Below are 24,592 nucleotides of genomic sequence, written 5' to 3'. Positions count from 1 at the left end.
CGGTATGGAATCCATATTGATTGCCGGTGTCGGCATGACGCCTTTCTCGCGTCGTCCGTCCAGCACCGTGAAGCAGTTGACCACGGAGGCGGTTCGCGAAGCGATGTCGGATGCCGGCGCGGGTGCGGAACATGTTCGCGCGGCGTTTTTCTCGAATGCGGTTCAGGACGTGGTCGAAGGGCAGGCCAATATCCCCGGGCAGATTGCGCTGCGGGCAGCCGGCCTGGAGGGTATCCCGATTGTCAACGTCGAGAATGCGTGCGCTTCGGCATCGACCGCGTTCTGGCTGGCCGTGAACTTTCTTCGCTCCGGTGCCGCGGACATCGTGCTCGCGGTGGGTGTCGAGAAAATGATCTACGACGACGATGCACTCAACGAGCGCGTGATGGGGGCGTTCAGGGGCGGGATGGACATCCACGACATCGAGGCCACGGTCGCTCGTCTCGAGGCCCTGGGAACGCCCCCGCCTCCAGGCGAGGTGCTCGGGCGGCGGACGGCGTTCATGGATCTGTATTCGATGATGTGCCGCGCGCACATGAAGACGTTCGGATCGACGCAGCGGCAAATGGCGGTGATCGCGGCGAAGAATCACGAACATTCGGTGCACAACGCGCGTTCGCAATTCCGCAAGCCGTTCACCGTCGACGAGGTGCTGAACGGCCGCGCACTGAGCTATCCGCTGACGGTGCCCATGTGCTCGCCGCTGTCGGACGGCGCCGCCGCGGCGGTGCTGTGTACCGAGCGGGGAGCGGCCCGATTGGGTCTGCGCGGGCCGCGTGTCAAAGTCCGTGCGTCCGAGCTGGTGTCCGGGATCGAGCGTGACTGGCACGACTTCGAGAACAGTGCGGTACGCCGCGCGTCGAGGCAGGCATACGAGTCGGCGGGTATCGGCCCGGAGGACATCGACGTTGCGGAAGTCCACGACGCCACCGCGTTCGGCGAGCTTGCCGTGACCGAGCAACTCGGGCTCTGCCGGTTCGGCGAAGGGGGCATCCTCGCCGAATCGGGGGCGACGCGGCTGGGCGGGCGTATTCCCGTGAACCCGTCGGGCGGGCTCGAGAGCCGCGGTCACCCGATCGGTGCAACCGGGCTCGCCCAGATCTTCGAGCTGACCCGGCAGTTGAGGGGCGCGGCCGGCGAGCGGCAGGTGGCGGGTGCACGCATCGCCCTTCAGGAAAACGGCGGCGGCTGGCTGGGAATCGAGGAGGGGGTTGCCGTGGTATCGATTTTTGAACGAATCGACTCTTAGTTGTACTTATAGGCAAGAGAAATGAGAATCGTTGATTTTCTTGATCGAGGTGCGCGGATTCATCCGCAGCGGGCCTTCTGTATCGATGGCGCCGGGGTCGTCACGTATGCCCAGGCGCGCGACAGAAGCCTGGCGATGGGCTCGACGCTGATGAAAATGGGCGTGCGGGCCGGGACGAAGGTGTCCTTCTATGCGCCAAATTGCGCAGTGGCGCTCGTGTGCATGTATGCGATCAACCGTGTCGGTGCGGTCTGGGTTCCGCTGAATCCGCGCAACGGTGTCGAGGAGAACATGTACATCCTCGAGCACTTCGATGTGGATGTGGTCCTGTATCACGATCGCCTGAAAGACGTCGCCGACGAGTACCGGCGACGCGCAACGCGCGTGAAGCATTTCATCGCGATGGGCGACGAAGGAATCGATTCGCCGGGCGAGCCGATGGATGAGGTGCCGGCATGCGATCAGGCGGAGCGATACGACGCGCGGCAGCTGGTGTCCATTTTTCCGACGGGCGGAACGACGGGAAAACCGAAGGGCGTGATGCACAGCAACCTCAGCTGGATCACCCAGATCGCCAATGTCACCGCCGCGCTTCCGGCCCGCAAGCCCGTCGTTCACCTCGTCGTCGCGCCGCTCACGCACTCGGCCGGCGCACTGTCCATCATCCTCACGGCGCAAGGGGCGACCCATGTGATTCTCGACGGATTCGACGCGCAAACCGTGATGCGCAGCATCGAGCACCATCGGGTCACCCATCTGTTCCTGCCGCCGACGGCGCTCTACATGATGCTGGCGCACCCTGACGTGCGCCAGTACGACTACAGCTCGCTGGCGTACTTCCTGTACGGCGCGGCGCCGGCCTCGGTCGAGAAGATCGAAGAGGCCATCGATGTCTTCGGTCCGGTGATGACGCAGGCATACGGACAGACCGAGGCGCCGACCGCCTGCACGTTTCTTGCACCCGACGATCACGTGCCTGCCGATCCGGGCCTGCGCAACCGCATGCGCAGTTGCGGCCGGCCAGCGCTGCTGGCGGACATCCGGATCGCGTCGGACGACGGGCAGGATCTGGGCCCGCATCAGACGGGAGAGATCCAGGTTCGCGGGCCGTTGCTGATGGACGCCTACTACAAGAACGACGAGGCTACGCGCCAGGCATGGTGCGATGGATGGCTTCGAACCGGTGACGTGGGCTACATGGACGCCGACGGATACGTCTATATCGTCGACCGCCTGAAGGACATGATCATTTCAGGCGGCTTCAACATCTATCCGTCGGAGGTCGAGCAGGTCGTGTGGGCGCTCGACGGTGTCCAGGATTGCGCGGTCATCGGTGTGCCGGACGAGAAATGGGGGGAAGCCGTCAAGTGCGTCGTGCAACCCAAGCCCGGCAGTGTCCTCGATCCCGAAGCCATTCTCGCCGTGTGTCGTGCGCGTCTCGGCAGCGTCAAGGCGCCCAAGACGGTCGAGGTCTGGCCGGAACTGCCGCGCAGTCCGAACGGAAAGGTGCTGAAAAGGGACATCCGGACGCGCTACTGGCAAGCCAGCGGCAGGAGGATCTGACATGGGTTCGCTTCAGGGAACGACAGCGCTGATCTCAGGCGGGGCGAGCGGAATCGGGCTTGCCGCCGCCCGCGCACTCGTCGGCGAGGGCGCCATCGTGTGCATCGCGGGCCGCAACGTCGACCGCCTTCATCACGCGCAATCGGAATTGCGGGCGGCGGCCGGAGACGTTCATGTGCAACGGCTGGATGTCACGGACCGCGAAGGATGTCAGGTACTCGTCGATGATCTGTGCGCCCGGTGGGGGCATCTGGATGTCCTGGTGAACAGCGCGGGCATCTACAAGGCAGCGCCGTTCCTCGAGTACGAGGCGCTCGATTTCGAAGCCCTGTTCCGCACCAACGTGACCGGTTGCGTCAATCTCATGCAGGCTGCGCTGCCCGGGATGCTGGCACGGCAAACGGGGTGCATCGTCAACATCGCATCGACGGCGGGGAAGTGGGGGTCCGTCAACCAGAGCGCCTACAACGTCAGCAAGCACGCGTTGGTCGGCCTGACCCGTTGTGTGGCGCTCGAAGTGGCGCGGGGCGGCGTCCGGGTCAATGCGGTCTGCCCGGGCCTCGTGGATACCGAGATGGCGGAACATCTGTTCGACGACCATGCCCGCATGAAGGGCGTGACCCGCGACGCGATGTCGCGTGACGTGGAATCCCGGATTCCGATCGGCAGGATGATCTCGCCGGACGAGATCGGCAGCATGGTCGCGTGGCTCGCATCGCCAGGATCCCGCGGGATGACGGGGCAGTCGATCCTGTACGACGGCGGCATGCTTCAGGTCTGAGGGCACAGGTAGCGATTCCGGAGTGTGCAAGACGGCAAGTCTTTGAGGGCTTCGCAGCCAGATATTCTGGATGACTAATTCAAAGTCGGTGGCGAGACCAGGATCTTCATTGACTGCCTGGTCCGTCAATCTATCGAATCGGTAATTGGCGACTAGTAATCCGATGAAATGGATCGGATGCTTTTCTGATTTTTGAAGTGTGAGAAAGACGTGGCGCTATTACCCGGTCGTTTTGAGCCGGGATATTTCGCAACGGTGAGTTTTGTCATATTAAATAAAATTGGAGACAGATGTGATGAGGAGGATTTTTAGCATAGGCGCATTGTGCGCAGCGGCATTGTCCAATCCGACGTTTGGCGCGGAAGGGCAGTTTTTCGGAGGGCCCGTTGGTGGAACGGATATCAGAAATGCCTATTTGCCGCCGGTTCCCGGGTTTTATTTCGGTGTGGTGGCGGGTGTCGGCTCGGCGTCGCAGCTCAACGACAACAACGCCAATGCCAGTCCCGTGCAGGCTCACGCTACCGCGGCGCTCGGCGGTATCGGCCTGCTTTACGTCTATCCGTTCAAGCTGCTCGGTGGAACGGTGGCGTCAGGCGTGCAAATGGCGGCGAATGACTCGTATATGTCACTCAACCACCGCCACGAATATTTCCGGGGCATTTCGGATACGTATGTGGAACTGTTTTCATGGAGCAAATATCTGGGGACGTTCGGCGAATCGGCGGCAGTCGATCGGCCGTTGCCGAAGCTGCCTTATGGGCTGACGGTGAAACTGTCGTATTCGATGATGTTCCCGACAGGAAAATACAACACGACGCAGCTCGCAACGCCGGGGCACAACGTCTTTTTCTACATCCCCAATGCGGCTGCGACCTATCTGACCGGGCCGAATTTTCTCGGCGATGGCCTCGAGTTCAGTGGGCATGTGTTCTTCGATTTTTGCTCATACAACCATGCCACCAACTATCAAACGGGTCCGGTTTTCGATTTCGACGGTGCGATCACCGAGCGGACGGGGCGGTGGCAATACGGGGTGGCCGGGTACTACGCACGCCAATGGGCGGATGACATGCAGAACGGCTTGCCCGCCACCGGAACGGGAAAGCGTCTGGTCGCGGCGGCTGTCGGCCCGATCGTCGCGTTCGACATTCCCGAATGGAAGGCGAGCGTGAAATTGAAGGTGAATTTTCCGGTTTATTCGCGGAACACCCTGTCGATGACCCGGGTGTTCGTGGCGTTCAGCAAAGCCTTGCAATGAATCGGTATTCGGGAGGGCGTCTTGACGCCCGAGTGTGCGCAAGTTGATGCGCGCGATGACTTTTAAGGAGAACAAGCAGTGCGAGCCATTCATTTGAACGACTACGGATCGGTCGACAACTTCGAACTCGTCGATGTCCCTGCACCGACCGCCGGGCCCGGGCAGGTGCGAATCAAGGTTGCCTATGCCGGCCTGCGGTGGGGTGACATCATGCAGCGCAACGGGCGTCCGTCCCGGCATCGCCAACCGCCGTTCATCGCGGGGCAGGAGGTAACGGGCGAAATCGACCAGGTCGGCGACGGCGTCGAGGGTATCCGCGCGGGTCAAAAGGTGTTCAGCATGGTGTCGGAGGGGGGCTTTGCCGAGTACGTGCTGGCGGATGCCGCGGCGGTACAGCCGATCCCGGACGCCGTTCCGCTCGACCGGGCCCTCGCGTACCCGGTGAACATGCGTGCGGCCTACCTGATGGTGTACGTCTGGGCCAAGGTGCAGGAGAACGAAACGGTCCTGCTGCACAGCGCGGCCGGCGGCGTCGGCCTGCTCGTGCTCCAGATCCTCAAGCGGCGCTTCCGGAACGTGCGGGTCATCGGCATCTGCAGTTCGGAGGAGAAGGCCGAACTGCTGCACGCGAATGGATGCGACCATGTCATCAACCGAAAGACGCATGACTATGTCAAAGAGATCAACCGCATCTGCGGGCCGAAAGCGACCGGGTTCGCGGTGATGGGGCAGCAGGGCGGCGGGGTCGACGTTTCGTTCAATGGCGTCGCGGGTGCGACCATCGAGGCCGACATGCGGGTGATCCGCAAGCGCGGGCGCTGGGTGCTCTTCGGCTACCAGGGCAGTGACCAGATGCCCATCGTCGACACGGCGTCGATCACGTACGACGGCATCTCGATCCTGCCGTTTTCGACCCTTGCGTGGTGGGGAACGCCGGAACTCAAGGCTGCCGAAGGGTTCATCGACGAATGGCTGGCCAATGAGCCGCTGATCGACGTCGATACCTGGCCGTTGGCGCGCGTGGCCGATGCCGAGCGCGCGCTGGAAGCGGGGCAGACGACGAGCAAGGTGGTGTTCGACGTGTCGGGCGGCGCACGCTGACCGGGCGCGCGAACAGGCTCGAACGACGAAGCCGGCCTGGTGCCGGCTTCGTCTTTTGGGCGGTCGACGGCTGGCGCATCGACCGCCGTCAGTCGCGCGACGGCTCGTCCGAGCGGCGCAGCACGAACCCGTCGGGGCGGACCGGCGCGTCGAAGTCGGTACGCAACAGCGCCCGATGTCCGTGGCGTCAGCCGCCCGTCACCGGCGGAAAGAACGCGACTTCGCTATCCTCCCGCACGACGAATGCCCCGGTCACCATCTCGAGGTTGACGGCGGCCCGCACGGGGCGGTCCAACCGCAGCGCATCCGCGCTGCGCGCGTCGCGCGCGGCCAGCGTGCTGCGCAGTGCGTCGACGGTGAGCTCGCGTGCATCGAACTCGACGGTTTCCTCGTCGAGATCGAGCTGTTCGCGAATGCTCGCGAAGTATTTGATCGTCAGTTTCATGGCGAAGTCTTGAGCAGGATCGGTGGAATCGGAGAATGCGAAGCGGATGCGGTCAGCCCCAGCGCCGCATCGCCTGGTCGTCGTGTGCCTTCGCCTCGACCCAGCCGGATTCGCCGTCGTGACGGATCTCCTTCTTCCAGAACGGCGCGTGGGTTTTCAGGAAATCCATCAGGAATTCGCACGCATCGAACGCGCACGCGCGATGCGCGGCGGCGACCGCGACCAGCACGACGGCCTGGCCGAGCGGGATGCGGCCGACGCGATGCACGATCTTGACCGCTTCGAGCCGCCAGCGCGCGCTGGCTTCCTCGACGATGCTCCAGAGCGCCTGTTCGGTCATCGTCGGGTAGTGCTCGACTTCCAGCGCGACGACGTCGTCGACGTCGCCTTCCTTGCGCACGACGCCGAGGAAGTTCACGACCGCTCCGACATTCGGATTGCGAACGATCGGCGCGAGCTCCGCGCCTGCGTCGATCGGCGCGTACTGCACGCGCACTTCGAAGCCGGCCGAAATCGACGGGGCCGGTACGGGGTGATGATCGGATGCGTCGACAGGAGGAAGATGGCTGCCGGCACGCAGCGGATCGTCCGGCAGCCCGGCGCGGGATTCGGTGAAAGTCGTCATGACAGGTTCTCCAGTAGGCGGCGCATCCTGTGTCGCGCGGCGGGCCGTCAGCCGCCGACCAGCGACATGCGCACGGTCGGATAGGTCTTGCCCGATGCGCGGGCCGGCCGTGCGGCCCGGCGCTCGGAATAACGGTCGTCGCGCTGCGCCCAGCGCTCGCGCACGGCGGCGGCAAGGTCGCCGGTCGACGCCGCGTCGCCGAGCCACGGCCGCAGGTCGGTGCCTTGCATCGCGAACAGGCACGTATAAAGCCGGCCGTCGGCCGACACGCGTGCGCGGGAACAGGTGCCGCAGAACGGATGCGACACGCTCGCGATGAAGCCGACTTCGCCCGCGCCGTCGATGTGCGCGCAACGGATCGCGGTGGCGTCGTGCCCCGGTTCGCCGACGAGCACGAGCGGATAGTGCGCGTCGATCAGCTCGCGCATCCGCGCGGCCGGCACGACCTTGTCGCCGGACCAGAAGCTCGCGCCGCCGACATCCATGTATTCGATGAAGCGCACGGCCACGCCCGACCGCCGGAAGTGGCGCACGAGCGGCAGGATCTGGTCGTCGTTCACGCCGCGCTCGATCACCGCGTTGACCTTGACCGGCGCGAGCCCGGCCGCGTGCGCGGCCTCGATGCCGGCCAGCACGCGCGACACGGGCACGTCGGCGTCGCTCATCCGGCGGAATACCGCGTCGTCGAGCGCATCGAGGCTCACGGTCACGCGCGACAGCCCGGCATCGCGCAACGTGCGCGCTTTCGCGGCGAGCAGCGAACCGTTGGTCGTCAATGCGATCTCGACCGGTTTGCCGTTGACGGTCGTCAGTGCGGCAAGCCGTTCGATCAGCGCTTCGAGGTTGCGGCGCAGCAGCGGCTCGCCGCCGGTGATGCGGATCTTCTCGACGCCGAGCGACGTGAAGGCGCGCGCGATCTTTTCCAGTTGTGCGAACGACAAGCGTTCGGACGACGGCATGAATGCGTAATCGGCGCCGAAACTTTCGCGCGGCATGCAGTAGCCGCAGCGGAAATTGCACTGGTCGATGACGGACAGGCGCAGGTCGCGCAACGGGCGGCCGAGCGTGTCGGACGTGCGGGTAAAGGCGCCGGGCGCTGCGCCGCCGGATGAAACGGCGGCGGCCGGCGCGGCGGAAACGATGGCATTCACGATCGGGTCGTCGGCCTGCATGAAGTAAGCGGAGGGGCGTCGCCGGCCGGCCGTGCGTGTGCCGACGTATCGGCGCACAGGTCGTGACGAGCCTCATCGTGAGCATAGTCCGCCGGGTTTGTCCGGCAGAGACACAATCGCGCCCGAATGGCAGGAATACAGTTCGCCGGACGGAGCGCGCGACATCTGCGGTGAAGGGAGCGAGTGCGCGGCATCGGGCGGGTATCCGGCGGCGTGCTCATGCGAGCCAGTGCGCGAATTCGTAATACGGAACCGCGTCGCCGCGCGCGATGTGCCGCCCGGCCGGCAGCCGCGCGAGCCCGCTCGCCTGCACGAGCGACTGCAGCGTGCCGGCGCCTTGCTGGCGCAGCGTGTCGAGCACGGGCGCGCCATCTACACCGATCGTGCACCGCACGCGCACGAAGCGTTCGCGCTGCGCATCGGGTTCGAACTGGCTGTCGATCGGCAACGACGGCACGACCGGCAGGCACGCGCCGCGCCCCTGCAGGCAGCGGATCAGCGGCGCGACGAACAGCGCGAACGCCGTCATCGCGGCGCCCGGATTGCCGGGCAGCAGCGCCACGGGCCGCGCATCGAGCCGTGCGAGCGCGACCGGCTTGCCGGGCTTCATCCGCACGCCGGCGACGATGAACGACGCGCCGAGCGCGGTCAGCGCGGGGCGCAGCAGATCCTTGTCGCCGACCGATGCGCCGCCCACGCAGATCACCAGGTCGCAGTGCGCGTGCAGATCGCGCAGCGCACGATCGACGGCCGGCGCCGTATCGGCCGCGTGCAGGCGCATCGCGACGGCGGCGCCGGTGCCTTCAACCAGTGCGGCGAGCATCGGCCCGTTGCTGTTGTAGATCTGCTGCGGCGCGCGCGGCTGGCCGCACGCGACGAGCTCGTCGCCGGTCGTCAGGATGCCGACACGCAGCGCCGGGCGCACGTCGATGCGCGCGAACCCCTGCGCCGCGGCGACGCCGATGTGCATCGCGCCCATCCGCACGCCGGCCGGCATCAGCAGATCGCCCGCCCGCACTTCCTCGCCGCGGCGGCGGATATGCGACCCGTTGCGCTGCGGCGCATCGAACGCAACCCAGCCGTCCTGTTCGCGTGCGTGCTCCTGCATCACGACGGTGTCGGCGCCGGGCGGGATCAGGCTGCCGGTGAAGATGCGCGCGGCCGTGCGCGCGGCCAGCGGCGCCGGCGTGTCGCCCGCATAGCAGCGCTGCGCGACGTGCAGCGGCTCGCCGTGTGCAAGATCCGCGTGACGCACTGCGTAGCCGTCCATCGCGCTCTGATCGACCGGCGGCTGGTCGAGCACGGCCGTCAGCGGTGCGGCCAGCACGTGGCCGGCTGCTTCCTCGATCGGCAGGGTGGCGGTGGCGCCGGATCGCGCGAACGCACCGGCGAATTGCTGCTGCGCGGTATCGAAATCGAACAGGTGTTTCATGACGAGAAGGCCGGTTGCGCGGGTGCAGGCGCCGGTTGGTCAGGGTGGGCGGCGGCGGGCGACACGTATTCGACGAAACCGTCGTTGCGGCAGAAGCCGACGAGCCGCACGCCGGCTTCGCGGGCGACGTCGATCGCGAGCGATGTCGGTGCCGAGATCGTCGCGATCATCGGGATGCCGACCCGCGCGGCCTTGCGCACCAGCTCGTAGCTCGCGCGGCTCGACAGGAACACGAAGCCCGCGTGCAGGTCGGTACGGCGTCGTGCGAGCCGGCCGATCAGCTTGTCGAGCGCGTTGTGGCGGCCGACGTCCTCGAACACGTCGAGCACGGCGCCGTCGTGGTCGCACCAGGCGGCCGCGTGGATGCCGCCCGTCTCGCGCATCAGTGTCTGGTGGGCCGGCAGCGTGCGCGCGGCGTGTGCAATCGCGTCGGCGCCGATGCCGGCCGCCGCGCCGGCGGCCGCGATGCGCGGCGGGTGCAGGTCGAGCTGCGCGATGCTTTCGATGCCGCATACGCCGCAGCCCGTGCGGCCGGCCAGCGCGCGGCGGTGCGCCTTCAGCGCCATGAACGCCTGCTGCGACACGGTGAGCCGCACTTCGGCGCTGCTGGGCCGGCATTCGCTTTCGATGTCGAACACGTCGGACGCGCGCTCGACGATGCCTTCGCTCAGCGCGAAGCCGAGGCCGAACGCATCGAGGTCGATCGGCGTGGCCATCATGACCGTGTGCGAGATGCCGTTGAATACGAGTGCAACCGGGGTTTCGTCGACGACGCGGTCGACGGTGTCGCGCGCGTCGCCGGCACGATGGCGTGTCACATGACACGCGGTGCTGCCGGTCGGATCGTCGCGGCGGGTGCAGGGCTCCATGCGGTGTTCTCCAGGCGGGGCGGCCGGCGGGCCGGCCGGGTCCGGCGCATGCGCCGAACGACGGGATTCGATGCTGCCGGGCGGGCGCCCGAGGGCGCCCTACCGCTGCGGGCAGGCGTTGCATAACATGTTAAGGGAGGTGAACAGCGCGCCGGAGGCACAGCGCCGCAACGTGGAAAGCAGTACAGCTGACCATCCCGCAGGCACGAAATGTGTTTTCCGTGCACACATCTTCGGCAGCGGCAGCAGCACAGTTTCGGCGCACGTTCGAGCGATTGCGAGTATCGTGGCAAACGCGATATCGTCATTCACGCTTCGATGCCATGCGAGTGACCGGTTGTGTTCGCATGTGTTGTCGCCAAGCCGTCGCGCGATTTCCTGCTTCGGGCGGTCGTCCTCACAACCACGAGCAAATTACGGTCATGGAAATCTTCGATGCGTTCCATCTCGCACGCCTGCAATTCGCCTTCACGGTGTCGTTCCACATCGTGTTCCCCGCGATCAGCATCGGCATGGCGAGCTTCCTGGCGGTGCTGGAATGGCGCTATCTCGTCACCGGCGATGCCGCCTACAAATCCATGTTCCAGTTCTGGTCGAAGATCTTCGCGATCGGCTTCGGGATGGGGGTGGTCTCCGGCGTCGTGATGGCGTACGAGTTCGGCACCAACTGGGCCGGCTTCTCGCGCGTCGCGGGCAACATCACCGGGCCGCTGCTGACGTATGAAGTATTGACGGCGTTCTTCCTGGAAGCCGGCTTCCTCGGCGTGATGCTGTTCGGCTGGCAACGCGTCAGCCCGCGCGCGCATTTCTTCGCGACGCTGATGGTCGCGGTCGGCACGCTGATCTCGACGTTCTGGATCCTCGCGTCGAACAGCTTCATGCAGACCCCGCAGGGCTACAAGATCGAGAACGGCCTCGTCGTGCCGGTCGACTGGTTCAAGATCGTCTTCAATCCGTCGTTCCCGTACCGTCTCGCGCACATGACGATCGCGGCGTTCATCGTCGCGGGCTTCATCGTCGCCGCGTGCGGCGCATGGCACCTGCTGAAGGGCCGTCGCGACGAGCCGGTGAAGCGCAGCTTCTCGATGGCGCTGTGGATGCTGCTGGTGCTCGCGCCGGTGCAGATCGTCGTCGGCGATGCGCACGGCCTGAACACGCGCGAATACCAGCCGGCGAAGATCGCGGCGATCGAAGGGCTGTGGGAAACCGAGAAGGGCGGCACCGCGCTGAACCTCGTCGGGCTGCCCGACATGCAGGCCGAAACCACCCGCTATGCGATCCAGGTGCCGCACCTCGGCAGCCTGATCCTCACGCACAGCTGGGACGGCGAGATTCGCGGGCTGAAGGAATTCCCGCCGCAGGATCGCCCGTATTCGCCGATCATCTTCTGGACGTTCCGGATCATGGCCGGCCTCGGGATGCTGATGCTGCTGACCGCGCTGCTCGGGCTGCTGCTGAGAAAGGGCGGACGCCTGTACGAGACGCGCTGGTTCCAGTGGTTCGTGGTGGCGATGGGGCCGTCGGGCATCGTCGCGCTGCTGGCCGGCTGGATCACGACCGAGGTCGGGCGGCAGCCGTGGACCGTGTACGGCGTGCTGCGCACCATCGATTCGGTCTCGCCGCTGAGCGCGCAGCAGGTCGGCGTGTCGCTGCTGATCTTCGTGGTCGTCTACTTCCTGGTATTCGGGACGGGTATTTACTACATGATGAAACTGATGAAGCGCGGGCCGGCTGCGCAGGCCGGCTACATCGAGCTGCACCGGCATCCGGGGCTGCGCAAGAGCGCGCTGTCCACGCCGCTGAACGTCACCGAAGCGGAGTAAGCCATGCACATCGATCTTCCTGTCGTATGGGCCGCGATCATCGGCCTCGGCGTGTTCATCTACGTGATGCTGGACGGCTTCGATCTCGGCATCGGCCTGCTGTTTCCGTTCTTCGATGCGAAGGCCGAGCGCCAGGTGATGCTCGACACCGTCGCGCCGGTATGGGACGGCAACGAGACATTCCTCGTGCTCGGCGGCGCGGGCCTCTATGGCGCGTTCCCGGTCGTGTACTCGACGCTGCTGCCCGCGAACTACCTGCCGCTGGTGCTGATGCTGGTCGGCCTGATCTTCCGGGGCGCGGCGTTCGAGCTGCGCGCGAAGGCCACCCGCACGCAACACATGTGGGATCTCGCGTTCATCGGCGGCTCGGCGCTCGCCGCGTTCTGCCAGGGAATCGTGCTCGGTTCGCTGCTGCAGGGGATCAAAATCGAGAACCACCAGTTCGCGGGCGGGCCGTTCGACTGGCTGTCGCCGTTCAGCCTGCTCTGCGGGATCGGCGTGCTCGTCACGTACGCGACGCTCGGCTGCGGCTGGCTGATCCTGAAGGTCGACGGCGAGCTGCAGCGCAAGATGCGGCTGCTGATGAAGCCGCTCGCGGGCGTGCTGCTCGCGGTGATGGGCGTCGTGAGCCTGTGGACCGTGATCGGGCTGCCGGCCGTCGCGCACCGCTGGTTCGGCAGCGGCAACCTCGGCTGGTTCCTGCCGGTGCCGATCCTCGTCGTCGCATGCGTGGGGGGCATCTTCCACACGGTGAAGCGTGAGCACGAGGCCACGCCGTTCCTGCTGACGCTCGCGCTCGTGTTCCTCGGCTACACCGGGCTCGTGATCAGCATCTGGCCGAACATCGTGCCGCCGTCGCTGACGATCTGGGATGCGTCGTCGAGCCATTCGAGCCAGCTGTTCGCGCTCGTCGGCACCGTGGTCGTGTTGCCGATCATCCTCGTGTACAACGCGATGCAGTACCGCGTGTTCCGCGGCAAGGTGCGCGAGGGCGACATCGGCTATCACTGAGCGGCAAGCGATGTGACGGGGCGCGGCGTGCGCGGGCGTATCATCACGCGCAGCGCGGCGCCCGGCACGGTACTCGTCCGAATGCGGCCCGCCACGCGCGGGCCGCTGCGCATCGGGCGCGCCTTGTCGCGTATTCCTTCGGCAGTCGAGAAAACACCATGATCGTCAGACCACGACAAAACTGGCTCAGGATGCTGTTCGTATGGAATGGCTCCGTGCTGCAATCGATCATTCCGCAGCTCGTGTTCATGGCGATCGTCAGCACGCTGGCGGTGTTCACGAACGGGCGCATCTTCGGCGAGAAGATTCCGCTCAACACCGCGCCGTTCACGCTGTTCGGGCTCGCGCTCGCGATCTTCCTCGCGTTTCGCAACAATGCGAGCTTCGAGCGCTTCAAGGAGGCGCGGCATCTGTGGGGCAACCTGCTGATCGCCGCGCGCACCGTGACGTCGCAACTGAACCGCTACCTGCCCGACAGCGTCGGCGGCGCCGAGCGCAACCGGCTCGCCGATCTGCTGATCGCGTTCACGTATGCGCTGAAGCATCAGCTGCGCCATACCGATCCGACCGACGACCTGCGGCGCATTCTCGGCGCGGAGCGCACGGCCGCGCTGGGCGGCAAATGCTTCAAGCCGGTCGCGATTCTCGACGAACTGCGCGGCGGCATCGTCCGCGCGCTGGGCCGCGTACCCGGCAGCGACGCGACCTGCTGGATGTTCGAGACGCAGCTTGACGAGCTCGGCAAGTCGGTCGGCGGTTGCGAGCGCATCCTGTCGACGCCGATCCCGTTCTCGTACAGCGTGCTGCTGCATCGCACCGTCTATGCGTATTGCGTGCTGCTGCCGTTCGGGCTCGTCGATTCGACGGAGTTCTTCACGCCGCTGATCTGCGTGTTCATCTCGTACACGCTGATCGCGCTCGAAGCGATCGCGAACGAAGTGGCCGAGCCGTTCGGTCTTGCGCCGAATGCGCTCGCGCTCGATGCGATGACGCGCACGATCGAGCGGTCGGTGCTCGAACTTGGCGACCGGCCGGTGCCGGAGGAATTCGTGCCGGTGTCGACGTACCAGATCACGTAGGCCGGCGACGCAAAGCGGTCATGCAGGGCGGCGGCGGGCGCTAGAATGGCGCTTGCCCGTTTCCCGGATACTTCGCGATGACCCTCGTCGATACCTATCTCGCCGGCCTGCGCGCCGCGCTGCCCGATGCCGACAACACGGCGCTTGCCGTCGCCACGGGCGCGCCGCCCGCGCAGCTCGACGCGCTGCGCACGGCGTATCCGCAGTGCCCGGCCAGCCTGCTCGAACTGCTCGGCAAGCTCGACGGCACCTACTGGCGCGACTACGGCGGCACGACGATCAACGTGTACGCGCTGGGCTCGGACGTCCACGAATATCCTTACTACCTGCTGTCGGCCGCACAGATGCTCGAGGAAGGTGCGAAGTACCGCGACAGCATCGCGGAGATCTACGGCGACGACGCGAACGACGACGGCGAACTCGTCGATCCGCGCATCGACATCGCATTGCCGATGAGCCGGCGGCTGTGCTTCTCGCATTGCATGAACAACGGCGGCACGTCGCAGCTTTATGTCGATTTCGAGCCGGCGCCCGGCGGCAAGGTCGGGCAGGTCGTGCGTTTCCTGCATGACCCCGACAGCTATGCGGTGATCGCCGACGATTTCGACGGCTACCTGCGCAAGCTGATCGACGACGGTTATGCGTTTGTCATCGATTTCGACGAAGAATAGCGGCAGGCGCCGGCCGCCGCTTCAGGAGAGCATGACATGCGAATCTACGTGACGAGTATCTTTGTCGACGACCAGGACAAGGCGTTGACGTTCTATACCGACAAGCTCGGGTTCAGGCTGAAGAACAACGTGCCGGTGGGCGAGTTCCGCTGGCTGACCGTGGTGTCGGCGGATCAGCCGGACGGCACCGAGCTGCTGCTCGAGCCGAGCAACCATCGTGCGGTGGGGCCCTACAAGCAGGCGTTGTACGAGGACGGCATTCCGGCCGCATCGTTCCAGGTCGACGATCTCGACGGCGAGTTCGCGCGGCTCACGGCGCACGGCGTACGGTTCACGCTGGCGCCGATGGACGCGGGGCCCGTGCGCGTCGCGATCATCGACGACACGTGCGGAAACCTGATTCAGCTGATGCAGATGAAGTAACGCGCCGCGCGGCCCTGTTCAGCGCGCCGCCTCCGGCGGCGCGTTGTGCATCCAGCTGCGCTCCTGCATGCGGCTCCGGATGCGCCACCCGCATTCGGTTCGCACCAGCAAGTCGCGATACCACAGCCCGACGAAGCACACGCGATCGGCGCCGGCTTCGTCGGCCGACACCATCATCACCTGGCCGGCCGTTCGCGCGGTGGCGGCGTCGCCGTCGACGATCGGCAGCGACGTCGAGATCGTGTGCTGCGTGCCGCGCATCGCCGAGGTCATCCGTTCCAGATAGGCCGCGATTTCCGTGCGGCTGCCGACGGGGCCGCCGAATGCCGCGTAGTCGAGCCGCGCGTTGCTCGCAAAGAGGCGCTCGAATTCCGGCCAGTCGCGGCGGTCGACCGCGTGGCAGTAGCGCGTGAGCAGATCCTGGATTTCCAGCCGGTCGATCGTTTCCTGTGGCGTCATGGTGTCGTGACTGTGTGGAGGACGGGAGAACGATAGCGGGTGCGCGGGGGGGGGGCGACATCGGCGGAGTGGACTAGGAAGCCGGTGCGACATCGACAGGACGCTGCCGGCGCGTTCGTGCAATAGCTAGCTCAGCGTGGCGAAGGCCGCGGGCGTGAAGTCGGCAATGGCCTCGAGACGGTTCTCGCGAACCTTGTCGAGCCAGGCTGCGTCCTGAAGCAACGGGCGTCCGACCGCGACGAGATCGAACTCCTCACGCGCCAGCCGTTCCAGCAGGCCGTCGAGCGATGCCGTTTGCGCGTGCTTGCCGGCGAACGATGCATAGACGTCGCTCGTCAATCCAACCGAGCCCACCGTAATGGCGGTCACGCCCGTGAGCTTCTTCGCCCAGGCCGCCAGATTCAGCTCCGGATGAACTTCGGGGAAAGCCGCCTGCCAGAACTGCTGCTGAGAGAGATGGAAGGCGTCAGCGCCTGCGTCGACGAGCGCGCCCAGCCACTGCTCCAGTACCTGCGGCGTTGCCGCGAGACGTGCGTTGAAATCCTTCGGCTTCCATTGCGACAGGCGGAGAATGACCGGGAAGTCGCGGCTCACGACGGCGCGGATCGACTTCAGCACTTCAATCGCAAAGCGCGAGCGCGCGAGAAGTGTCGGGCCGCCATACGGGGCGCTGCGCAGATTCAAATCCTCGGAGAAGAACTGGTTGATGAGGTAGTTGTGCGCACCGTGCAACTCGATTCCGTCGAATCCGATTCGTTCGGCGTCGGCCGCCGCCCGTGCGAAGGCGTCGATGGTGTGCGCGATGTCCGCATCGGTCATCGGCCGACCGGCCGGCTGTCCCGTCAAGGCAAGACCCGAAGGACTCTCGCAGGGCGCGGGCGGTATCCAGCCGGACGCCGCATTCGAGCGCTTCTGGCCTACATGCATGAGTTGCGGTGCGATCCGCCCGCCTGCTGCGTGGACTTCGTCCACGATCGTTTTCCAGCCGGCGAGCGCCGTTTCGCCATGAAAGCGAGGCATGTCCGGCTCGTTCAACGCAGCCGGGCGGTCGATTCCGGTGGCTTCCGTGATGATGAGACCCACGCCGTGTTCGGCGCGGCGACGATAGTAAGCAGCCATGTCGGCGGTGGGCACGCCGCCGGGCGACATCGATCGCGTCATCGGTGCCATTACCACGCGATTCGGCAGATCAAGCGTGTGCAGACGACAGGGGCTGAACAGGACGTCAAGATTCGACATGGGCATTCCCGAGCTTGGATGGGGGCGTGGTCTACAGCGAATCGATCCACGAAGTCACGGCGGCGTTCACGTCGTCCTGGCGATCCTGCATGATCCAGTGACCCGCGTCGGACCACACCTGCACCTTCGACTTCGGGTGAGAGAACCATGGCCGCATGCGGTCGGCCTGCGCGGGATCGATGCACAGGTGGTAGACGGGTACCGTCAGGCCCGTGCATAACGTTGCGCTTGCTTCGCCAATCCCGACCTGACCTGCGCCGAAGAACAAAGGCGCAAAGGATTCGCGAATGACGTGCAACGGCACCGACTGAAGCCGGTTGGCGTGCAGGCGCTTGTGCGCCGGATCGGTGCGGGGGCCGTAGGCGTGTTCGAAAAACGCCGCGACCACGCCGCGAGCATCTTCCCCGTTCATGTCGTTTGCGATGGTTGCAAAAACTTCGGCGGCTTCGTTCGAGAATCCGAGTGCGCCGTCAATGGAGACGATGGCGCGGACCAGCTCGGGCCGGCGCGCCGCGAGGCGGGCCGCAATCTGGCCGCCCATCGAATGCGCGACCAGAATGAAGGGTTCGCCCGAGTAGCGCGTCGTGATCAGCGACTCGATGTCGGCGACATAATCCTCCGGTGAATACGCGCCGGAGGGCATCACCTCGGACCTTCCATGTCCGCGCAGTTCGACGGTCACGGTGTGATACTTTTGCGCGAAGCAGGGTACTTGCCCGCGCCAGTCGTCGGCGTCGCAGGTCCAGCCGTGCAGGAGCATCACGTTCCTGCCGCTGCCGATATCCGTTGAATAAAGACGTGCCGCGGATTCAATCGCCGTGCCGGCGAAACCGGCTCCATCGACTGCCAACGGATTGTCCAGGTTTGCTTCCATTCCGCATTCTCCGAGGTGTCGAGCCAGGCAATCCGGCGTGCATGCCGGCAGCGCATTTGCGATCCAGGGCTCGGCGCTATTGAGGTGACACCTATGGTATACGTCGGATATCTGCGGTCAATTACGCACCACGAAGTGCGTAGATATACTGGAGGATACCGGGATGGCCTGTGAAGTTGACGCAGTATTCTTTGCGGACTGCGCCGCGCGATCGTTTTTCGATCAGGTGGCCAATAAGTGGTCGGTGATGATTCTCACGCTGCTGTCGGAGAAGCCCACGCGCTTCAACGAGATCAAGCGGCGTCTGGAGGGTGTCACGCACAAGGCGCTCACGCAGGCGTTGCGGCGTCTCGAACGTAATGGCCTGATTGCGCGCGAAGTGATCAACGCTTCGCCGGTTGCGGTCGAATATTCGATTACCGGATTGGGGCGCACGCTGCAGGTGCCATTCGGTGCCGTCTACGATTGGTCGATCAACCATCTGGACGAGATCGAACAGGCGCGGCAAGCCTATGACGAGCGCGAAGGCGCGTGACGATCGTTGCTTTGATCGACCCGGCCGGCAACCGGATCGACGCCGTGTGTCATGCCGCTCCGCCGGAGCGCGAGCGGCCATGACGGTGCCGCTCAATCGAAATACGTGAGCCCCATCGCACCCTTCACCTCGGCGATCGTCGCACCGGCCACTTCCCGCGCGTGCAGCGTGCCGCGCTTCAGGATCGCCATCACCTCGGCCTTGTCGGCTTCGAACTCGCGACGGCGCGTGCGGATCGGCTCGATCAGCGCCTGCAGCCGCTCGTTCAGCACGCGCTTGACGACGCTGTCGCCGAGCCCGCCGCGGCGATAGTGCGCCTTCAACTCGTCGACCTTCGCCACGTCCGGCTCGAATGCATCGAGGAACGTGAACACGACATTGCCCTCGACCTGTCCGGGGTCGCTCACGCGCAGGTGGTTCGGATCGGTGTACATGTCCTTCACGGCCTGCGTGATCTCGTCCGGCGTCGAGCCGAGCGTGATCGCATTGCCGAGCGACTTGCTCATCTTCGCCTTGCCGTCGATCCCCGGCAGCCGCGTGACCGACGACAGCACGGCCTCGCATTCCACCAGCACGCTTCGATCGACGGTCGCGTTGAAGCGGCGCACGAGTTCGTTGGTCTGTTCGATCATCGGGAGCTGATCGTCGCCGACGGGCACGTGCGTCGCCTTGAACGCGGTGATGTCGGCTGCCTGGCTCACCGGGTAGGTCAGGAAGCCGGCGGGGATGTCGCGTTCGAACCCGCGCAGGCGGATCTCTTCCTTGATGGTCGGATTGCGTTCGAGGCGCGCGACCGTGACGAGGTTGAGCAGGTATTGCGACAGCTCGGCAAGCTCGGGCACCTGCGACTGCACGACGATGGTCGAGATCGCCGGGTCGATGCCGACCGCGAGATAGTCGAGCGCGACCTCGATCACGTTTTCGGTGACGCGCTGACGGCGACCCATGTTGTCGGTCAGCGCCTGCGTATCGGCGAGCAGCAGGAATTGCTTCGCTTCGTGCTGCATCTGCACGCGTGCGCGCAGCGAGCCGATGTAGTGGCCGAGATGCAGCGGGCCGGTCGTGCGGTCGCCGGTGAGGATGATCGGGCGGGTCGGGTGGGTCATGGTGGACATGGGTTCCGGGTTATCGAAGCCGCCAGCCATGAGGTCAGTGCAGAAACGCAAATGCCGCCATGGCTGGCGGCATCACGTTTGGGACATGCAAAAGGAAACGGGCCGCCTGGGTCAGGCGCGCCACCAGCAATGCACGATCGGCGAGGCAGGTTGGATTTCCATCGCGCCAGTATAGCGCAAGTGCGCGGCCGGCCGTGTGCGTCAGCGGATCACCGACTCCATCGCGAGGTAGGCGGTTTCGGCGGACGGCCACAGCAGGTAAAGCAGGCCGGCCATCAGCAGCAACGCGCCGGCGCGGACCAAAGGCGTTCGGTCTTTGTCGCGCGAGTGGGGGATAGGCTGCTCAGGTTTCTTCATGCTTGCAGGCGCGGGGTGCGCCACTCCAACGGTTGCTGCAACGGGTCGGTCTTGGCGACGCCGAGGTGTGACGGGCTTGACGGGGGCTGCGGGGTGATTCGGTGCGCGGGGTTGTCCGGGCGCGGACGAAAGTTTAGCAGTCGCGAGGCCTTGAAAAAGGGGACGGTTGAATGTCCGGTGCCGGGCGTTCGTGTCGAGGCGACCGGCATCCTATCAGTTCGGTGGCCTGGACACAGTCAAGAATTGTCGGGAATGGTCGTGGCCGCAGGCACGCTGCTCTTCCCCCCGAACAGCGCGTAGTCCGGCCGACGAGCGTTTTCACGCGCGGCCCGAGCGTCGGCGAAATCGGACCCACGACCCACGCCGCCTGCGCGCGACGACGACTGACTTCACGGCCACGTCGCACGGTGCGTCCTTGCAGCGGTCCTGCCGAAATTTCCGGCACGGCCGTCACGCATCCCATTCCCGGAGAACACCATGCGATATCCATTGCCGCACGTCGACCAGGGCGCCGTGGTCCTGCGTCCGTCCGAACCCGAACCGCACACACTGGCGCCGCGAGCCGATATCGAGGAGGGCTGAGCCATGAGCCAAGAAGCACTCGACCCGCTGCTGCGGCAGTTCGCGGAGAAGCGGCTGGGCCGGCCCCTCGCGCCGGGCGAGGAACAGGCACTTCTGGAGCGGCTGCCGAGCCGGCAGGGGAACCAGCCGGCCGCTGCCGCCGGCCCGGCCCCGCAGGCGAGCGCCGCGAATGCGCCGTTGCCGCAGCTGAAAACCCGGCGGGAGGCACGCGAGCAGGTCAAGCATTTCATGCAGCTCAACCAGCAGAAGGCGTACGAGAAGATGCGCGGCATCCTGCAGACGATCGACACGCAGAACGAGACGACCCTCGGCATGCTGGCGTCGGAACAGCGGAAAGTGTCGGGCGTACTCGACGCACACGAGCCGCAGGGCGATGCGCAGGCATCCGGCGCGCCCGAGATCCAGGACAGCACCCGCGAGGCGCTGGCGATGATCGGCGAACAGCTGACGGGCCTCATCCGTCAGGAAATCGAAGCATGCTTCCGGCAATACGTCGATTCGCTCGCCGAACGGCTCGCGATCAGGCTCGACGCGATGGAGGAACGGTTGCATGGCCTCGGCGCCGGTCCGGCCGAATCGGCCGAATCGACCGCGGCCGCCACCGCCGCCGTTCACGATACGCCCGGTGCAGCGTCCATGGAGTAGCACGCGGGTCATGCGGCCGAACGCGAAACCGGCCGGCCCCGATGTGCGACCTCTCAACTACGTGAACCAAGGAGCAACAAATGGCTGATACGTGTCAAGTGTGCCAGGTCAATCCCGCGATTACCGATGCGGTCACACAGGTCAACGTCAAGGTGGTCGCGGAAGCGCCGGCAATGGCGATGGGCTCGCTGTACCAGGCCCAGAGCCATTCGCTCAGCATCCTGTTCGAGAACGCGGTGCAGCAGCAGTCGCAGGCCGCGATCCAGTCGCAAACGTCGACGAACGTGGGGACGATGCAGCTCTACACGATCGGGCCGGAAAGCGCGGGCGCGGCCGCCACGGAAATCGGCGCGAACGGGATCATTTCCATTCTGGCCGACGTGATCGCGATCGGGAAGGCAGTGCGGCCGTAACGCGGGATCGCAACGCCGTGGTTGAGCGGCGGCGCAAGCGGCACGCGCCGCCAATGCCGCCGCCGTGCCGCGGATCCGCAGCATGACCGCCGGTGCCTGAACAGTGGTGCCGCGCGGTGTTCCGGAGCAACCGACAGAACGGGCAGGGCCGATTCGATGCGGCGCCCGTTCGTGAACCAGGAGAAATACGATGGCTGGCGACACGAAAGATCCGACTGACCCGAAAGATCCGGCAGACCCGAAAGATCCCTGCAATTGCAAGACCTGCGCGGTCAACGCCGCGATCACCGACGCGGTCACGCAGACCAACGTCAAGGTGGTCGGCGAAGCGCCCGCGATGGCAACGGGCTCGCTGTACCAGGCCCAGAGCCATTCGCTCAGCGTGCTGTTCGAGAACGCCGTGCAGCAGCAGTCGCAGTCGGCGGTGCAGCTGCCGACCTCGACGAACGTCGGCACGATGCAGCTGTACACGCTCGGACCGGCGAGCGCCGGCGCGGCCGCCACGGAAATCGGCTCGAACGGCGTGCTGTCCGTGCTGGCCGATGTGCTCGCGCTCAGCAAGGCGCTCGCTGCCTGACGCGTAACGCGGCGTCGACGCCGGGCGGCGGCCCCGATCGCGGTGGCCGCCGCCCGGCGCTTGACGTCGTGTCGACGCGCGCGACGGCGGGCGCCTCGCGGTACATCGACGACGCCGTGCAGCCCGCCTCGTCGACCGATCCACTCACTCATGCTTTCGCCGTGACTGCGCCGCGGCGGCGAGCCAACCAGGAGCAAAGACATGCCGGAACAGGTCTCCCCCGCGATCACCGATGCAGTCACGCAAGCCAACGTCAAGGTGGTGGGCGAAGCGCCCGCCGTGGCCTTGGGCACGCTCATGCAGTCGAACAGCCACGCGTCCGCGATCCTGCTTCACAACGCGGTGCAGATGCAGGCGAACCAGGCGGCGTCCAACCTCGCCGCCACGACCGTCGGCATCATGCAGCTCTATGCCGGTTCGCCGGTGGCGCAGGCCAGCGCGGCGCGGGCGTCGAACGACAGCTTTACGGCCCAGCTGGCCGCCGTCGCACAGTTGATGAACGCCATCGGCCACTGGCGCGGCTGACCGTCGACGCGCGCCGCCACCCGGCGCGCGCAATCTCCCCGCGCCGCGGCACGACGCCGTGTTTGCCGGCGCGTCAATTGGCGTCGACGATGTAGCGGAGCTGCTCCGGCTTCTTGATCGTCACACCGTGCTCGTGCAGCCGGATCAGGCCGTCGCGCTGCATCTTCTGCAGGCTGCTGTTCAGTCGCGGCCGGCTGACATTGAGCATCGCGGCAAGGATGCTCTGGTTCTCCGGCAGCGGCACCTCGAGATCGTTTCCTTGCATGCGGTTCAGCAGATGGCGCGCGAGCCTGGCGTCGAGCCGGTACAGGCACGCCGATTCGACGAAGTCGCTCAGCTGCTGGAGGTGCCGGCACAGCTGCTCGTGGATGCGCCCCATGAATTCCGCATTGGCCAGCAACGGGGCGAAGTACTGGCGATACAGCAGCGAAATGCGGCAATCGGGGCTTAACTGCGCGGTGAAATTGCGTCGGTGTGCGCGAATCAGCGTGTTTTCGCCGATGAGTTCGCCCGGCATCGAGTGGCCGAGAATGATCTCGCGCCCGCCGGGTTCGTGCAGCGTCTTGTAGACGCTGCCACGGTGCACGAACGCAACGAAATCGCCCGGATCCCCCTTGAAGAACAGCAGGCGATTACCGTGTTCGGGCCAGGGTGTGACATGGCGCTCGATGTGCGCGAGCAGGCTTTCCGGGAGATCGGTCAGTATCGGTATATTGCGCAGCGTTGGAGCGTTAGCAAGGGCAGGCATGTTTTCCGCGCGAGGTTGTTTGACGATGCAGCCACCTAGCGAAAAACGCTGCCTTTGGCATGGCGTGAAAATTGAATAATGAAAATATCGGGATAATCGGCGCGCTGTCCGGACAGGGCGGCATTCTGGTAGCGCGCGTGCCTGGCCGATCGACACGGACAGCAGCATGCCGGCGCACGGATGCGTCGTGGCGGCAGTCGTTGTTTTTCATCGCAATGCCGTTATTCAGGCCCGGCAACGCGCGTGAAACGATGGGTCGGGCTATGCCGGGAGATTTAAATTTCCGTTCATAATAATCAAGAAAATTTACCGAAACCGATTATCGTTATAACGGTGTTACGCGGGTAACAGCGTCGTTCTCGGCATCGAATCGATTCTGTGTTTTCCATAAAAAAGGAAGGCACGGGATGACAACCTCGAACCAGCACGCTGCCCCGACGCCCGAGTCTCCGGCGCAGCAGCTCGATCGCACGTGGCGGGAAATGCAGGGGAAGTTGCGGCGCCGCGCGCGCCTGTTGTGCAAGGGCGATATCCACCGTGCCGACGAACTGCTCTCCGATACCGCGCTCAAGGTCCACATATACCTGCTGCGCTCGCCCGAGCGCGTCCGGAACCTGTCCGGCTTTCTCTTTCTGGCGCTGAATCACGCGTTCCTCGATGGCGCGCGCCGCCGTATCCGCGAAAGCGGCATGCTCGAATTCGACCCGGGCTGGGACGACGATCACACCGTCGAGCTGGCCGGCCATGCGCCGTCGGTGGAGCAGCAGCTGCTGCTCCGGCAGCAGTTGCTGCGTCTCGAGCAGGCGCTGTCCACGCTCCCCGCCCAGCAGCAGATGCTGTTCACGCTGAAGTTCGAGGAGGACCGGCCCTATCTGCACATCGCGGCGACGCTCGGGATCAACGAGCCGCTTGCCCGAAAGCGCGTCGAACTGCTGCGCAAGAAGTTGCGCGAGGAACTCGCGTGAGCGCGTTCACGAACGTACGCATGCAGCGTTCCTAACGGCATGCGCGGCGTCGATGG

General features: G+C 65.5%; 27 protein-coding genes. 16 read left to right on the top strand and 11 right to left on the bottom strand.

Annotated elements, in window-relative coordinates:
- Positions 1-4 precede the first annotated feature (4 nt).
- From AC5LXK_RS35735 to AC5LXK_RS35715, 5 genes are all read left to right on the top strand, one after another.
- Positions 5-1,249, top strand: a complete 1,245-nt coding sequence (locus AC5LXK_RS35735) for a thiolase family protein (RefSeq protein ID WP_493394348.1) — start codon at positions 5-7, stop codon at positions 1,247-1,249.
- 21 nt (positions 1,250-1,270) lie between these two features.
- Positions 1,271-2,812: a class I adenylate-forming enzyme family protein gene (locus AC5LXK_RS35730; RefSeq protein WP_493394347.1), complete on the top strand. Its 1,542-nt coding sequence runs from the start codon at positions 1,271-1,273 to the stop codon at positions 2,810-2,812.
- 1 nt (position 2,813) lies between these two features.
- Positions 2,814-3,593: an SDR family NAD(P)-dependent oxidoreductase gene (locus AC5LXK_RS35725; RefSeq protein ID WP_493394346.1), complete on the top strand. Its 780-nt coding sequence runs from the start codon at positions 2,814-2,816 to the stop codon at positions 3,591-3,593.
- Between the two features lie 337 nt (positions 3,594-3,930).
- Complete coding sequence (locus AC5LXK_RS35720; RefSeq protein WP_493394345.1) at positions 3,931-4,851, top strand: SphA family protein; 921 nt, start codon at positions 3,931-3,933, stop codon at positions 4,849-4,851.
- A gap of 93 nt (positions 4,852-4,944) precedes the next feature.
- Positions 4,945-5,952 (top strand): quinone oxidoreductase family protein, encoded by a 1,008-nt coding sequence (locus AC5LXK_RS35715; protein WP_493394344.1) that lies wholly within the window; start codon positions 4,945-4,947, stop codon positions 5,950-5,952.
- Positions 5,953-6,139: 187 nt separating this feature from the next.
- Here the strand turns inward: AC5LXK_RS35715 and moaD are convergent, their stop codons facing one another.
- From moaD to fdhD, 5 genes are all read right to left on the bottom strand, one after another.
- Entirely contained in the window at positions 6,140-6,397 is a 258-nt protein-coding gene (gene moaD, locus AC5LXK_RS35710; protein ID WP_493394343.1) for a molybdopterin converting factor subunit 1, read from the bottom strand.
- A gap of 52 nt (positions 6,398-6,449) precedes the next feature.
- Entirely contained in the window at positions 6,450-7,022 is a 573-nt protein-coding gene (locus AC5LXK_RS35705) for a molybdenum cofactor biosynthesis protein MoaE (RefSeq protein WP_493394342.1), read from the bottom strand.
- Positions 7,023-7,069: 47 nt separating this feature from the next.
- On the bottom strand, positions 7,070-8,194 hold the full coding sequence (gene moaA, locus AC5LXK_RS35700) for a GTP 3',8-cyclase MoaA (RefSeq protein ID WP_493394341.1): 1,125 nt from the start codon (positions 8,192-8,194) through the stop codon (positions 7,070-7,072).
- Positions 8,195-8,411: 217 nt separating this feature from the next.
- A complete protein-coding gene (locus AC5LXK_RS35695; RefSeq protein ID WP_493394340.1) occupies positions 8,412-9,626 on the bottom strand; it encodes a molybdopterin molybdotransferase MoeA in 1,215 nt (404 codons plus the stop codon).
- Positions 9,623-10,495 carry a formate dehydrogenase accessory sulfurtransferase FdhD gene (fdhD, locus tag AC5LXK_RS35690; protein ID WP_493394339.1) on the bottom strand — a complete coding sequence of 291 codons (873 nt, stop codon included), beginning with the start codon at positions 10,493-10,495 and terminating at the stop codon, positions 9,623-9,625. The genes AC5LXK_RS35695 and fdhD overlap by 4 nt, the downstream gene beginning before the upstream one ends.
- 422 nt (positions 10,496-10,917) lie before the next feature.
- Here fdhD and AC5LXK_RS35685 point away from each other — a divergent pair, with 422 nt between their 5' ends.
- The 5 genes from AC5LXK_RS35685 to AC5LXK_RS35665 all read left to right on the top strand — a co-directional run bounded on the left by AC5LXK_RS35685 (position 10,918) and on the right by AC5LXK_RS35665 (position 15,502).
- Complete coding sequence (locus AC5LXK_RS35685) at positions 10,918-12,318, top strand: cytochrome ubiquinol oxidase subunit I (RefSeq protein WP_493394338.1); 1,401 nt, start codon at positions 10,918-10,920, stop codon at positions 12,316-12,318.
- A gap of 3 nt (positions 12,319-12,321) precedes the next feature.
- Positions 12,322-13,329: a cytochrome d ubiquinol oxidase subunit II gene (gene cydB / locus AC5LXK_RS35680; RefSeq protein WP_493394337.1), complete on the top strand. Its 1,008-nt coding sequence runs from the start codon at positions 12,322-12,324 to the stop codon at positions 13,327-13,329.
- A gap of 158 nt (positions 13,330-13,487) precedes the next feature.
- Positions 13,488-14,408: a bestrophin family protein gene (locus AC5LXK_RS35675; RefSeq protein WP_493394336.1), complete on the top strand. Its 921-nt coding sequence runs from the start codon at positions 13,488-13,490 to the stop codon at positions 14,406-14,408.
- Between the two features lie 77 nt (positions 14,409-14,485).
- Positions 14,486-15,079, top strand: a complete 594-nt coding sequence (locus AC5LXK_RS35670; protein ID WP_493394335.1) for an SMI1/KNR4 family protein — start codon at positions 14,486-14,488, stop codon at positions 15,077-15,079.
- Positions 15,080-15,115: 36 nt separating this feature from the next.
- On the top strand, positions 15,116-15,502 hold the full coding sequence (locus AC5LXK_RS35665; protein WP_493394334.1) for a VOC family protein: 387 nt from the start codon (positions 15,116-15,118) through the stop codon (positions 15,500-15,502).
- An 18-nt stretch (positions 15,503-15,520) separates the two neighbouring features.
- Here AC5LXK_RS35665 and AC5LXK_RS35660 read toward each other — a convergent pair whose 3' ends face one another.
- The 3 genes from AC5LXK_RS35660 to AC5LXK_RS35650 form a co-directional block, all read right to left on the bottom strand.
- Positions 15,521-15,961, bottom strand: coding sequence for a nuclear transport factor 2 family protein (locus AC5LXK_RS35660; protein ID WP_493394333.1), 441 nt, complete (start codon positions 15,959-15,961; stop codon positions 15,521-15,523).
- Between the two features lie 126 nt (positions 15,962-16,087).
- Complete coding sequence (locus AC5LXK_RS35655; RefSeq protein ID WP_493394332.1) at positions 16,088-17,200, bottom strand: NADH:flavin oxidoreductase; 1,113 nt, start codon at positions 17,198-17,200, stop codon at positions 16,088-16,090.
- Positions 17,201-17,231: 31 nt separating this feature from the next.
- Positions 17,232-18,074 carry an alpha/beta fold hydrolase gene (locus tag AC5LXK_RS35650; protein WP_493394331.1) on the bottom strand — a complete coding sequence of 281 codons (843 nt, stop codon included), beginning with the start codon at positions 18,072-18,074 and terminating at the stop codon, positions 17,232-17,234.
- Positions 18,075-18,237: 163 nt separating this feature from the next.
- On the opposite strand from AC5LXK_RS35650, the gene AC5LXK_RS35645 reads away from it, so the two are divergent.
- Complete coding sequence (locus AC5LXK_RS35645; RefSeq protein WP_493394330.1) at positions 18,238-18,609, top strand: winged helix-turn-helix transcriptional regulator; 372 nt, start codon at positions 18,238-18,240, stop codon at positions 18,607-18,609.
- Positions 18,610-18,701: 92 nt separating this feature from the next.
- Here AC5LXK_RS35645 and trpS read toward each other — a convergent pair whose 3' ends face one another.
- Complete coding sequence (gene trpS, locus AC5LXK_RS35640) at positions 18,702-19,715, bottom strand: tryptophan--tRNA ligase (RefSeq protein WP_493394329.1); 1,014 nt, start codon at positions 19,713-19,715, stop codon at positions 18,702-18,704.
- A 210-nt stretch (positions 19,716-19,925) separates the two neighbouring features.
- Positions 19,926-20,081: a hypothetical protein gene (locus AC5LXK_RS35635; RefSeq protein WP_493394328.1), complete on the bottom strand. Its 156-nt coding sequence runs from the start codon at positions 20,079-20,081 to the stop codon at positions 19,926-19,928.
- Positions 20,082-20,666: 585 nt separating this feature from the next.
- Here AC5LXK_RS35635 and AC5LXK_RS35630 point away from each other — a divergent pair.
- The 4 genes from AC5LXK_RS35630 (at position 20,667) to AC5LXK_RS35615 (ending at position 22,823) form a co-directional block, all read left to right on the top strand.
- Positions 20,667-21,308, top strand: a complete 642-nt coding sequence (locus AC5LXK_RS35630; protein ID WP_493394327.1) for a hypothetical protein — start codon at positions 20,667-20,669, stop codon at positions 21,306-21,308.
- A gap of 80 nt (positions 21,309-21,388) precedes the next feature.
- Complete coding sequence (locus AC5LXK_RS35625) at positions 21,389-21,721, top strand: RebB family R body protein (RefSeq protein WP_059242024.1); 333 nt, start codon at positions 21,389-21,391, stop codon at positions 21,719-21,721.
- 190 nt (positions 21,722-21,911) lie between these two features.
- Positions 21,912-22,298 (top strand): RebB family R body protein, encoded by a 387-nt coding sequence (locus AC5LXK_RS35620; protein WP_493394326.1) that lies wholly within the window; start codon positions 21,912-21,914, stop codon positions 22,296-22,298.
- Between the two features lie 201 nt (positions 22,299-22,499).
- Complete coding sequence (locus AC5LXK_RS35615; RefSeq protein ID WP_493394325.1) at positions 22,500-22,823, top strand: RebB family R body protein; 324 nt, start codon at positions 22,500-22,502, stop codon at positions 22,821-22,823.
- 73 nt (positions 22,824-22,896) lie between these two features.
- On the opposite strand, the gene AC5LXK_RS35610 is transcribed toward AC5LXK_RS35615, so the two are convergent.
- On the bottom strand, positions 22,897-23,739 hold the full coding sequence (locus tag AC5LXK_RS35610) for a Crp/Fnr family transcriptional regulator (RefSeq protein ID WP_493394324.1): 843 nt from the start codon (positions 23,737-23,739) through the stop codon (positions 22,897-22,899).
- 239 nt (positions 23,740-23,978) lie between these two features.
- Between AC5LXK_RS35610 and AC5LXK_RS35605 the strand changes: the two genes are divergently transcribed.
- Entirely contained in the window at positions 23,979-24,536 is a 558-nt protein-coding gene (locus AC5LXK_RS35605) for an RNA polymerase sigma factor (protein ID WP_493394323.1), read from the top strand.
- The last annotated feature ends 56 nt before the right edge of the window (positions 24,537-24,592 follow it).

The organism is Burkholderia pulmonis (assembly GCF_984667975.1).
This window is presented reverse-complemented; position numbering and strand designations above follow the sequence as displayed.

Coding starts and splice junctions, on each gene's coding strand:
- AC5LXK_RS35735 (WP_493394348.1), top strand. CDS start 5: ATGGAATCCATATTGATTGCCGGTGTCGGCATGACGCCTTTCTCGCGT.
- AC5LXK_RS35730 (WP_493394347.1), top strand. CDS start 1,271: ATGAGAATCGTTGATTTTCTTGATCGAGGTGCGCGGATTCATCCGCAG.
- AC5LXK_RS35725 (WP_493394346.1), top strand. CDS start 2,814: ATGGGTTCGCTTCAGGGAACGACAGCGCTGATCTCAGGCGGGGCGAGC.
- moaD (WP_493394343.1), bottom strand. CDS start 6,397: ATGAAACTGACGATCAAATACTTCGCGAGCATTCGCGAACAGCTCGAT.
- AC5LXK_RS35705 (WP_493394342.1), bottom strand. CDS start 7,022: ATGACGACTTTCACCGAATCCCGCGCCGGGCTGCCGGACGATCCGCTG.
- moaA (WP_493394341.1), bottom strand. CDS start 8,194: ATGCAGGCCGACGACCCGATCGTGAATGCCATCGTTTCCGCCGCGCCG.
- AC5LXK_RS35695 (WP_493394340.1), bottom strand. CDS start 9,626: ATGAAACACCTGTTCGATTTCGATACCGCGCAGCAGCAATTCGCCGGT.
- fdhD (WP_493394339.1), bottom strand. CDS start 10,495: ATGGAGCCCTGCACCCGCCGCGACGATCCGACCGGCAGCACCGCGTGT.
- AC5LXK_RS35685 (WP_493394338.1), top strand. CDS start 10,918: ATGGAAATCTTCGATGCGTTCCATCTCGCACGCCTGCAATTCGCCTTC.
- cydB (WP_493394337.1), top strand. CDS start 12,322: ATGCACATCGATCTTCCTGTCGTATGGGCCGCGATCATCGGCCTCGGC.
- AC5LXK_RS35675 (WP_493394336.1), top strand. CDS start 13,488: ATGATCGTCAGACCACGACAAAACTGGCTCAGGATGCTGTTCGTATGG.
- AC5LXK_RS35670 (WP_493394335.1), top strand. CDS start 14,486: ATGACCCTCGTCGATACCTATCTCGCCGGCCTGCGCGCCGCGCTGCCC.
- AC5LXK_RS35665 (WP_493394334.1), top strand. CDS start 15,116: ATGCGAATCTACGTGACGAGTATCTTTGTCGACGACCAGGACAAGGCG.
- AC5LXK_RS35660 (WP_493394333.1), bottom strand. CDS start 15,961: ATGACGCCACAGGAAACGATCGACCGGCTGGAAATCCAGGATCTGCTC.
- AC5LXK_RS35655 (WP_493394332.1), bottom strand. CDS start 17,200: ATGTCGAATCTTGACGTCCTGTTCAGCCCCTGTCGTCTGCACACGCTT.
- AC5LXK_RS35650 (WP_493394331.1), bottom strand. CDS start 18,074: ATGGAAGCAAACCTGGACAATCCGTTGGCAGTCGATGGAGCCGGTTTC.
- AC5LXK_RS35645 (WP_493394330.1), top strand. CDS start 18,238: ATGGCCTGTGAAGTTGACGCAGTATTCTTTGCGGACTGCGCCGCGCGA.
- trpS (WP_493394329.1), bottom strand. CDS start 19,715: ATGACCCACCCGACCCGCCCGATCATCCTCACCGGCGACCGCACGACC.
- AC5LXK_RS35635 (WP_493394328.1), bottom strand. CDS start 20,081: ATGAAGAAACCTGAGCAGCCTATCCCCCACTCGCGCGACAAAGACCGA.
- AC5LXK_RS35630 (WP_493394327.1), top strand. CDS start 20,667: ATGAGCCAAGAAGCACTCGACCCGCTGCTGCGGCAGTTCGCGGAGAAG.
- AC5LXK_RS35625 (WP_059242024.1), top strand. CDS start 21,389: ATGGCTGATACGTGTCAAGTGTGCCAGGTCAATCCCGCGATTACCGAT.
- AC5LXK_RS35620 (WP_493394326.1), top strand. CDS start 21,912: ATGGCTGGCGACACGAAAGATCCGACTGACCCGAAAGATCCGGCAGAC.
- AC5LXK_RS35615 (WP_493394325.1), top strand. CDS start 22,500: ATGCCGGAACAGGTCTCCCCCGCGATCACCGATGCAGTCACGCAAGCC.
- AC5LXK_RS35610 (WP_493394324.1), bottom strand. CDS start 23,739: ATGCTGCTGTCCGTGTCGATCGGCCAGGCACGCGCGCTACCAGAATGC.
- AC5LXK_RS35605 (WP_493394323.1), top strand. CDS start 23,979: ATGACAACCTCGAACCAGCACGCTGCCCCGACGCCCGAGTCTCCGGCG.